A 10,889-nucleotide genomic window follows, 5' to 3' on the forward strand; every position below is an offset into this window, starting at 1 on the left:
GCGTCACTGTTTCTCAAGATAGGTTTCGCGTATTTCAACGGGCGCGAACGGCCACGACTGGTTGTGTCTGGCCCACATCGCAAACACCACGAGGCCAGCGACGATCCATATGCTGGACAGGATCAGCGACAAAGTCGACGCGGACACGTACACGTAGACCCACCCCAGCAGCGCGATCACGCATGGCACAGGGTAAAGCCATTGCTTATACGGGCGATCAAGATTGGGTTGGCGTTTGCGCAACACGACCAACGCGGCGACCTGCGCAATGGACTGCACGATGATGGTTGCGGCCAGCAGCATGTTGATGACTTCGGTCAGATCAAAGAATGTGCCGATGGCCGTCACCACGCCCATCGTAAGCAGTGCCACGTGCGGAAAGCCGTGCTTCGCGTGCAGGTGTCCAAACACGGATAGGAACACCTTGTCATGCGCTGCCTGGAAGGGCACGCGGGAGCCACCCAGCAGGCCGGTGTACACCGAGGCGAACGCTGTCACGATGATGAGGACGGTCATGATGGCGGCAGCCAGATGCCCCCAACTACGCTCCACCACTAACGAAGCCACCGATTTGGACTGAGCAATGTCCTGCCACGGCGCCACGCCAAGCACGCTGATGTTGAGGAGGAGATAGATAAACATCATCGCGATCACTGAGACGATGACGGAGCCGGGCATCGTCCGGCCCGGATTGCGCAGCTCGTCGCCGATGTAAGCGGTCGTGTTGTAGCCGAGATAGTCGTAAATGCCAATGATCAGTCCCGCGCCAAGCCCCATGAAAAAGTGGCTGCTAAATGCGCCGGCCGGGTATGCGAAGGCGAAGCTCGCATTGAAGTGTGAGAAGCCTGCCGCCGCCACGCCGACGACGGAGACCAGCATGATGACCCACAGCGCGATCGTGATCGCGCGAACCGATTCGATGCGGCGATACAGCAGCCAGGTAACGATGGTGGTCGCCACCAAGCTGATGAGATGCACCGGCCACCAGCCCAGGTTGGGGAAGAAGAACCCCAGATACTCCACCATGCCGATGATGCCCGTGGACATCAGCAAGGGAATCGCCAGCAGCATCGTCCATATGAACAGGAACGGCATCAGTTTGCCGGTGCGGTACTGGAACGCTTCGCGCAGGTAGACATACGTTCCACCGGACCCCGGCATGGCCGCGCCGAGTTCGGCCCAGACCAGGCCATCGGCCATGGCCAGGATGGCGCCGGCGATCCAACCAATCACCGCCTGCGGACCGCCCATCACCGCGACCATGATGGGAATGGTGATGAACGGCCCGATGCCGCACATCTGGGTCATGTTGATCGCAGTTCCCGAGAACAGGCCGATGGAGCGATGGAAGGCGTTGTCGCGAACGGGTTGGGGCGCGTTGGAGTCCTGCATGCTTGCCTTGTGTTGGTGGGGTGCGAATGGGGTTGCGTGGGGCTGCCAATCCTGCCTGGCCGTCATTCCCGCTTTCGCGGGAATGACGGCCAGGGGCGTATGCCGTTTTTTAAGTCACGGCACTCCGGTTACCACTGGCCGCGTACGCCCAACATGAACATGCGCTCGGAGAACGTCGAGTGCGCAGGCTGGTCGGGCCACACGAGGTAGTAATGCTGGTACTCGTTGGTGAGGTTGGTGCCGTCCAGGAACACTTCGACGTATTTGCTGAACTTGTAGGAAATCGACGCGTCGAGGTACTTCTGCGGCGCCTCGTACATCTCCATGCCCGTGATGCCGCCCACGCTGTCCATCACCGCGCGCCGCGAACGATAGTTGTACGCAAGGCGGGCCTGGAAGTGATCGTCCTGGTACCACAGGATGAAGTTGCCGGACTCGGTGGAGTTATCCTGGAACGGAATTTTGCTGCCAGACAGATCCCTTTCGCCCGAGTTGCTCGGTGCATACGTGGCGTTTACCTCCATGCCTGTCTTGGACAGAAAGCTCGGCAGGAAGGTGAAGCCCTGGCGATAATCGAACTCCGCGCCCTGGATGCGGTTGCCGGTGCCCTGCACGGGTTCGGTGATCACGATGCAATGATCGCGAACCACGCCATCTTCGTCGGGCAGGGTGCAGTTGGTCACGCTACCGTTTTTGATGAAGCTTTGCACGTTGATGCGGAACAGTGCGAGGCTGAGCATGCTGGTGGGGTTGATGTAGTACTCCAGCGATGCGCCATAGTTGGTGGAGCGCCACGGGTTGAGGCTCGGGTTGCCGGTCGAAGTGCCATTCGAAACGCGGAAGATCGGCCCCTGCGGCGTCTCCGCCAACGAGTAGTTCAACTGTAAACCACCGGCCCAGGTGCTGAGATCCAGCGGCATCATGTTCTTGGAAGCGGCCAATCGAAACTTCAGGCTGTCGGTCAGATCCAACGAGAAGTTGGCCGAAGGCAGCACGTCTTGATAACTGCGCTTGGTGAGGGAAGTACCTGCTTGCGCGGGTTCGTCGCCATACGCACCCGGGGCGCCGCTCAAATACTGGGTAACGTCCAGATTGGTGTGGATCATGCGCACGCCCACGTTGCCGCTGTATGGCATGTCGCCGATGGTGCCATCGAAATCGCCCTGCACATAGCCCGTCAACTCCTTCAGTCGCACGGCCCATGTCGTTCCCGGCTCAGCCACCTCGGTGGTGTTGGGGTAGAGCGATTTCCAGTACGAAATGGGATTGACCATGGCGTTAGGATCAATCGCCCAGAAGTTGATGCCCGAACCAAGCAGGTTGGTGTACTGCTTGAAGTTGCCCGACAGCGGTGCAGCAGTATTGGGCATCGATATCGCAGACAGCGGCCCGGCGCGGAAGTAGCCCAACGCGTTGCTCGCGGTGCAGGAACCGCTATTCAAGACCACGTCGGCACCGACATAGCGCACCAGACATCCATTCGGGTCACTGGCGCCCATGCCCGCATAAACCGGTGTTTCCAGCGTCCAGCCATTGTTGTCGGCGTTGCGGATGCTGTTGCGCAAGCCGAATTCGAGCTTGAAACCGTCCTGAAAATCGTATTTTCCGTCAAAGCGCAGCGCGTTCAGCGCCACCTTGCGGTCGTAGTCGCCGGAGGATTCCAACGTCTTCATGGTCCAGCCGTTGGGGTTGGCGAAATCGGCAGCCAGCGAGGCAGGCATGCTGACCTTGAGATAGCGGTTATCGAAGTTCGCGATGATCGGAATCGTGTTCTGGGGAACGCCGTTGGCATTGAACACGCGGTTGCCACCCAACTGCGCCGGGTAGACGAAGGTGCCGGGCGGCACGGTGGCGCCGGGCATCAGTACGTTGGGCCATAGTGCGCCGTCGGAATCGGAAATGTTGACGTCGGTTTCTTCGTTCGACTGGAACGCCGTGTCATGGATGCCACGCACGCTTGCTGTGAAAGGTCCGCCGTCGTCGTAATCCAACTGGAGGTTTAAGTTCTTCGCATTCGAGCTTTTCTGGATGATCTGCGAGTACGACTCCACGTCGCCTGGCCACTTTTCGTACACCTGCGTGGTGAATATCTGCGAGCCCTGCCAGCCTGGCTGCGGTGTGCCGTAGGCGCCGAGGGCGGGGCTTCCGGTATCGCGCGATTGCAGCGGCACGTAAGTCGCACCCTGCCAGTTGGTGGAGTTGAATTGGATGCCGACGTTACGGTCGTACTCGCGCTGCTGCGAGTAGAAGTAGTCGGTGGTCAGGCTCAAGCCATTGCCAAGATCCATCTGAAACGAGGCATTGCCAGACTTGCGTTTCCGCTGCGTGGTGATGTCATTGATGCCGATGTCCTGACTGCCCATGAAGACACCGTTGGACTTGCCGTCGCCATTGACATCCACGCTGCCGTCGGCGTTCTGAACGATCTTCGACGGGATGGGCGCGCCATTCCACGCGGAAAGAAAGCCGTTGTAGCTGCCCGCGCTGGCTGCGTTCTCGCCATTCAGCACCACACCGTACTGATCGAGACCTTCGGTTGCGTTCATGCGCGTGGTGTTGGAGAAATCAGCGGCGATCAGCAAGCCCCAACGGCCATGGTCGTTGAACGAAATGAGACCGTTAGCCTCGGGCCCCAAATGGCTGGTGGTACTGCCGCGCTCTCCATCGGCGGAATAGCTGTAGGTAAATCCGCTGGGAAGATCCCAGGGGCGATAGGTATGCAAGTCGATGGCGCCGCTGATGCCGCCATCGGTCTCGTTGGCCGTGGATGATTTAACCACGTCCACGCCATGAAACAGCGTGGAAGGCAACATGGTGAAGTCGGGCTGCTGCGAGTCGATCTGGTCCGCCGTGATGAACACTTCGCCGTTCAACATGGTGCCGACCTGGGGCAGGCCGCGCACGTCCACCGAGGTACCCACGCCGGCGTCGCGGTTGATCTGCACGCCAGTGACGCGCTGCAGGGAGTCGGTGATGGTGGTGTCGGGCAACGCGCCGATGTTTTCCGCGGTGATGCTGTCCTGGATGTTCGGAGCATCACGTTTCACATCGATGGCGCGCGCCTGCGATGCACGCACGCCGGTGACAGACACCGTCGACAGCGTGGTCGCGTTCTTCTGCGCGTCGTTGCTGCCAGCCTTGGCGTCAGCCTTCTTTGCGTCGGCTTTCTTGGCGTCAGGCGACTTCGGTGCCGGCGTGGTTTGCGCCGTGGTGGCTTGCGTTGCCTGGCCGCCTGCCTGGGTATCGGCGGATGTCGACGCTGCTGCCGACGTCGACACGACGGCGAACAGCGACATGGTGATGGCGAATGACAATGGACGCTTGCGAAGTGCGGTGGACATGGGCTTTAACCTCGTTGGTGTTGCCTATCGAACCTCAGGTGCTCTGTGGTATTCCAAAAACGCATGTAACCCGGCGGTGCCTGCCGGTTAGCACGCCGTCGTGATGCAATCTCTCGATGTCCCCAACTTTGGCCTCCCAAGCCAAAGCCATTTCCCTCGGTGCTACTGCACGGGACGTCTGCCCCGCGTACTGCTTATTTCGAAAACACCATTCGCGCCAACGCCCACTGGCCATCACGTGGATCGCCGGTAGCGAAGACGCACAGATTGCGAACGCCGGCCCCCGCCGGCATGGCAACCTTTGCATCAAGACGACTTTGCCCTTTTGCCTGCATCGCGCTTTCCAGCGGCAAGCGCGCAAGCAGTGGCCCTGTGCAAGAATCGGCATGGATCTCGAACTCGCCAGACGCGTTGGCTTTACGGCGCACCACGGCGTCCTTGGCTTCATCACCGAAACGCCAGGTGATGCGCTCGACAGTCATCACGACATGTTTGACGCCGTTCAGCGGCGCTTGTGGCCACAGCCAACAAGCGTTGCCGATATCTACCGAATAAATCGGCCTCGACCCTCGCGCCGATTTGCCGCCTTCCAGGTGCGAGGCGGGCTGCTTGGAGCACGTTGCAAGCGCGCTGCTATCGCGGCTCAGCAGGGTTGTTTCATCCAACACCTGCGTGCGTGGCGCGGTAAGTTCGAGGCCGTCCGGCGCAAACGTTGCGGCGCGCAAGGTCGCGTTGCCCGGTAGCGTGATTGGCTGCGCATACGGGGTGGACTGGTTGGTCGGGTCGGAGCCATCCGTCGTGTAACGAATCGTCCCGAATGCCACCTGATTGGATAGCTCGATCTGGAACGCGCCGTTGGCCGTTGCAGTCACATGGAAGGCGGGTGCGAACGCACTGTCGGCATAGTCGATGCCGAGTGCGCGGTAACGCGCCAGTTCGGCCGGCATGCGTTGCAGAAAGCCATTCCAGTCGTGTGCACTCGAGGGCGACCAGCCAAGTTCCGACAGCGCCGCGATGCGCGGGAAGACCGCATGCTGACCGTGCGCAAAGGTCGGCATCTGCTCTGTCCAGAGACCACCCTGCACGCCGATGATGCGCTGTGCTTCGGTCGCGCTCGCACCGTTCGGGATGACGACCGTGTCATAGGCTTGCCGCAACGTCGCTGCGGGGGGCGGCCCTTGCCATTCGTCGGGCAGGTCGGACTGATAGTGGTCGAAGTACAGCGATTCCTGCGGTGTCATGACCACGTCGTGGCCTTGCTTGATGGCAGCGAGCGCCACGCGCTCGTTATCGTTGCCGTGCCACGACATCACTACTTCCGATGCCGGAAGCGTCGCACCGGCGACGAGCTCGTCATCCCAGCCAACCGGCGTGCGCCCGTGCTTGATGAGATGCTCGGCGACCTGATTCGTGAACCAGCCTTGCAGCTGGTCCATGTTTGCCAGGCTCAGCTTGTGCATCTGCGCACGCACGTCTGGCGATGCGTTCCATTGCTGCTTGTCGGCCTCGTCACCGCCCATCGAGATGTATCGGGAAGGGAATAGCCGCATCACCTCATCGAGCACGTCATCGACAAACTGCAAGGTTTTTTCATCGGGCTTGAGCAGCCACGGGCTGACGCCCCAGTCGGTCCACACAGACGGGCGCTTGCCGGTGACGCCCAGCCACGGATAGGCGGCGACGGCTGCCTGCGAATGTCCGGGCAAATCGATTTCCGGTACCACGTCCACATATCGCTCGGCGGCATACCGCACGATGTCGCGCGCTTCTGCTTCCGTATAAAAGCCGCAATAGGGCAGGTCGGCGGAACCAGTCAGTTCGCTGTCGAGGCCCACCGCCTTGCGACATGCACCGATTTTCGTGAGTTCGGGATACTTGGGGATTTCGAGGCGCCAGCCTTGGTCTTCGGTCAAGTGCCAGAGCAACACGTTTAGCTTGTTGAGCGACATCCAGTCGATCAGCTTCTTGATGTCGGCCACGCTCTGGTAGTGCCGCCCGGAGTCGAGCAGCAGCGCGCGCCACGCGAAACGCGGGTGATCGTCGATGACACCATGAGCAACCTCGACGGGCGCGCCACGCGTCCATCCGGGTGGCGTCAGCAATTGCCATAAAGTGACGCTGCCATAAAACGCACCGCGTGGCGTGCGCGCCGTGACCAGGATGCCGCTGTCATCCACCGTGATGCGATAGCCGGCATCGTCCGTGATACCGGCATTCGGGTTCACATCGAACGTGATCACAGGATGCGCAGCATCCGTCGTCGCCACGCGCAAGTTCAAGCCGTTGGTGTCGGCCACGCGTTGCACGAACCGCTCTGCTATGGACTGCATTTGTTGGCGATCTGCGCCATGCACCGAAACCACGGCACCATTCGCGATTTCGGTCGCACCCGATCCGATGGGGCTAGCCTTTGCCGGCTGCGGCAGCAACGACCACTGGGGGACGGCAGGCACGGCAACAGCCACGCCCGTAGTCGCCAGCCACACGATGACCAGGCAACGGGAAAATTTTGATGTCACGATGCGGCTCATGCGCCCACGCCACCTGTTGCGGCATGCCGCAGCGACTCCGCCCTCGACATGCCACGCCTGAGGTACCACTGGGCCGCACCGTGCACGCCGTGATGGCCGTGTTCCGTTACCCACACCGGCACTTGCGACAGCAGCGCGCGTGCGCTGCGTCCGTGCAGGAATCGCTCCTCAAAGGCGCTGCGCTTGAGCAACTCGAAGATGGAAGACAGGAAGCCGCCGGCGAGATACACGCCGCCTGTGGCCATGAAGACCATCGCAAGATTGCCGGTAAAGCTCCCCAGCGAGGCACATAAAATTTCCACGGCTTCGACGGCTTGTGCGTCGCTGCAGGCAACGGCTGCCATCGTGACGGCTTCGGGTGTTGCCAGCTTCGGCGTTTCCCCGCGCAGCGTGCACAGGGTTGCGTAGACGGTCAGCAGACCGGGGCCCGACACGATGTGTTCAAACGCCACGTAGCCGCCATTCGGCGCCAGGTGCGCGAGAACCTCGCGCTCGCGCACCGAATTCGGTGCGAAATCCATCTGGCCAGCCTCGGTCGTCAACACGAAGCCGCCGGCAGGGCCGGGAACGTGCGCCGCCGCGCCAAGGCCAGTGCCCGGTCCGATCACTAAAGTAGGGCCACTGGAACGCGTGTCTGGCCCGCAAAGGTGGCGGCCGCCGTCGGCGAGAGGGCCATCGAGCGCGTATGCCAGCGCCTCGAAGTCGTTGAGTACGGCAACCTCGTCCAAGCCCAGCGCGTGACGCAGCTGCGTCAGGTGGATGGGCCACGCAAGATTGTCGTTCACGACCTCGTCGCCCATGATCTGGCCCGCGCAAGCGAGCACGCAATGCTTCACCGGGGCTTGCACGTCGGCGTTGACAAAGGCTTGCAACAGCTCCGACAGCATCGAGAACTCTGCGCACGCAAATACCCGGTAGGCAAGCGTTTCGACCCCGCGGACCCCGTCGTGCGAGGCGCGCATCAGCGCAACACGCGCGTGCGTGCCGCCAATATCGGCCGCCAGAAACGGCATTGCCGGTATCCCCGTCAATCGATCCGAATGGTCAACTGCCACGTCCAGCCCGCCCCCGGCATTGGAACTGTATATCAGCCTGTAACGTAATTGACACCGGTGTCAAGCGGTAGCGCACCATGCGCGTAAAAGGCCCCGGGCAGGGCGCAGCTGGTGCAGGTGGTGGCTCAGGTGTGGAAGACACCGAGGGTTTGCGTTGGCTACTGCTAGACGAGCCCAAGGTTGGACTGGACATCGCGCACGGGTACTTCGTGTTGCGTCACGGCTCAGCAGAAGATGTGCTGGATCCTTGGCGTAAAAGGGAGCAGGTGATATCGAGAAGCTCCGCTATCCCAGCTTAAGGTGCTACGGCAGGCGCATTGCGCGTTTACGCTTGGCTGGCGGCATACTTTCACGCAGAGTGATTAGGGAGCGTTATCAAGGATAGGGCAGGGCCGCTCCGATCCGAAGCGGACGTCGCCCGACTCAAATACCCGAATACTGTGCTGATGGTTCCTCCGCTCTGCCGGAGAGCCAGTAGCAGTTTGGCGGCCATCGGCTCACGCCAGTTGGCCCTTCAGTCGCAAGAATTTTGCCTATTGACGACCTGTGTGATTTTAGTTTCTGATTAAAAAAGTACCTGCGCGCAAGGCGCAGACCCAAGGGGACAATTCGATGCGTGCACGTTGGCAAGGGAGCTGCCTGTGGGTAGCGGTGTTGTTGGTGCTATCCGGTTGGTGCCATGCCCAGTCGGTGACCCCGGACCAGGAATACCAGAAGCTGATCCAGGTCGATCAAAATATCGAGCCCTTGGGCGAGCATCCGTTCGGAGAAAACATCAACACGTACGATGGTACGTTGTCGTTCAACGTCACCGACGTCAGCCTACGAGGCAATGGCCTAGCGATCACCGTGGGGCGAACACTGTCATTTTGGAACTACCTTCCGAACAGTACAAATGGGAGTGCGCAACGTCCCTTCGGCGACTGGGATCTGGATATCCCGCGCATCGAAACGATCGTAGCGGGACCAGGCCTCCCGTCGACGGCCACCTGGCAGACAGGTGGCTTTGTAGATGCGACGACGGGTACGACGCAGCGGTGCACCAACTTCAAACCGCCGCCGGGCGTTGCCCCCGTCGGAACAAGCGCCTCCGGATTTGCCGCAGACCAATATTGGGCTGGCTACAAACTGTTTGTGCCAGGCCAAGGTGGTCAGCTTCTGATGCCACGCGGGTCCGCGAATTCGCTTTCGCCGAACATAAGTGGGATGAGCTTTCCGATCGTCACCAAGAACAACTGGATGATCGCTTGCGGCGTCACCGCCAGTGACGGCGGTGACGGGTTCCTCGCTATCGCGCCCGACGGCACGCGCTACACCTTCGCCCAACTCGTCTATCGTCCGGCCAACGAACTCACCAATGGTGGCAGCAGCTTCCTGTTTCGTCGCGACGCTTTTATGTACGTCACGCAGATCCAGGATCGCTTCGGCAATACGCTGACCTACAACTACGATTCCAGCACGGGCTATCTAACCAGCATCACGGCCAATGACGGCCGCGAGGTGGATGTCGCTTACCAATCAGGCACGCCGTTGATCCAGACGGTTACCGCTAAAGCGGCCAATGTCGCGTCGCGCACCTGGACTTACAGCTACGACACGTCGACGGCTACCTTGCCTTACTTGACCGGCGTGCAGTTGCCCGATGGTAGCGCTTGGTCTTATCAGGGGGGCGGCTTCGATACGGCGCAAGTCACTATGTCGGTCGCCAACTGCGGGGCCAAAACGGTGCCAACGGTCTCTTCCGCCGTCAATCCTACCGCCAGGATGACGGCACCCTCGGGCCTGACTGCCACGTTCATACTGACGCCGAGACTGAGCGGCCGTTCGTACGTGCCCCACAACTGTTATGGTGGCTCAGAGAGCAGTGCTCCTTATGCCACGTTTCCGGAGTTCTCCGGCCAGTTCTCCATAACGAGTGAAGTGCTATCGGGCGCGGGCATGCCCACACAGACGTGGAGCTACAGTTATTCGTCGCCGAATTTGAGCTGGAACGACGACGCATGCGCAACCAGCGGCACATGCGCCACCACCGTCTATACCGATGTCACGGATCCGAACGGCAACGACACTCGCTATACCTTCAGCAATCGTTTCGATGCTACGGAAGGATTGCTACTGCGCACAGACTCTTACAGCGGCGCCGCCGGCGGCACCTTGATGCGTTCGGAGATCAACACGTATGCCAATCCCACCGGCGGCCCGTGGCCAACGGCCTACGGTACGGACCTGCTGGACCGAGATAATGCAGCGCAAGTCATGGAATCGTCGCCAGTAAGCCAGCGCACAATCACCCAGGACGGCCAGAACTACACCTGGCAAGCGATGCTGTTCAACGCGTATGCGCAGCCTACGGACGTGAAGCGCTACAACGACATCGCCGGGCAGTCCTCGATCGAAGAAACCACGGTCTACGTCAACGACGCGAAGCTATGGGTGCTGGGTTTGCCGCTGACCGTGACCAATGTCGGCACCGGCGAGACGGAACTGTCCAACACCTACGACCCCAGCACCGATCTACTGCAATCGCGCTCGCGTTTCGGCGAGTTCATGATGAGCTACACCTACAACAG

The 10,889-nt window shown here is 60.7% G+C and carries 4 protein-coding genes and 1 pseudogene; 1 reads left to right on the forward strand and 4 read right to left on the reverse strand.

Going from position 1 to position 10,889, the window contains the following annotated elements; genetic code table 11:
- Nucleotides 1-3: 3 nt before the first annotated feature.
- From ISP18_RS11090 to ISP18_RS11105, 4 genes are all read right to left on the reverse strand, one after another.
- The gene (locus ISP18_RS11090) at nt 4-1,392 is read right to left on the reverse strand and encodes an APC family permease (RefSeq protein WP_380010874.1); all 1,389 of its coding nucleotides are present in this window, start codon (nt 1,390-1,392) and stop codon (nt 4-6) included.
- Nucleotides 1,393-1,520: 128 nt separating this feature from the next.
- Nucleotides 1,521-4,733, reverse strand: coding sequence for a TonB-dependent receptor (locus tag ISP18_RS11095; RefSeq protein WP_380010877.1), 3,213 nt, complete (start codon nt 4,731-4,733; stop codon nt 1,521-1,523).
- A gap of 194 nt (nt 4,734-4,927) precedes the next feature.
- Nucleotides 4,928-7,264: a beta-N-acetylhexosaminidase gene (locus ISP18_RS11100; protein ID WP_380010880.1), complete on the reverse strand. Its 2,337-nt coding sequence runs from the start codon at nt 7,262-7,264 to the stop codon at nt 4,928-4,930.
- On the reverse strand, nt 7,261-8,277 hold the full coding sequence (locus ISP18_RS11105; RefSeq protein ID WP_380010883.1) for a glucokinase: 1,017 nt from the start codon (nt 8,275-8,277) through the stop codon (nt 7,261-7,263). Before ISP18_RS11105 ends, ISP18_RS11100 begins: the two co-directional genes overlap by 4 nt.
- A 654-nt stretch (nt 8,278-8,931) precedes the next feature.
- On the opposite strand from ISP18_RS11105, the pseudogene ISP18_RS11110 reads away from it, so the two are divergent.
- A pseudogene (locus tag ISP18_RS11110) lies at nt 8,932-10,889 on the forward strand (hypothetical protein); the annotation flags it as partial.

This window comes from Dyella humi, from assembly GCF_044904605.1.
GTDB classification, from domain to species: domain Bacteria; phylum Pseudomonadota; class Gammaproteobacteria; order Xanthomonadales; family Rhodanobacteraceae; genus Dyella_B; species Dyella_B humi.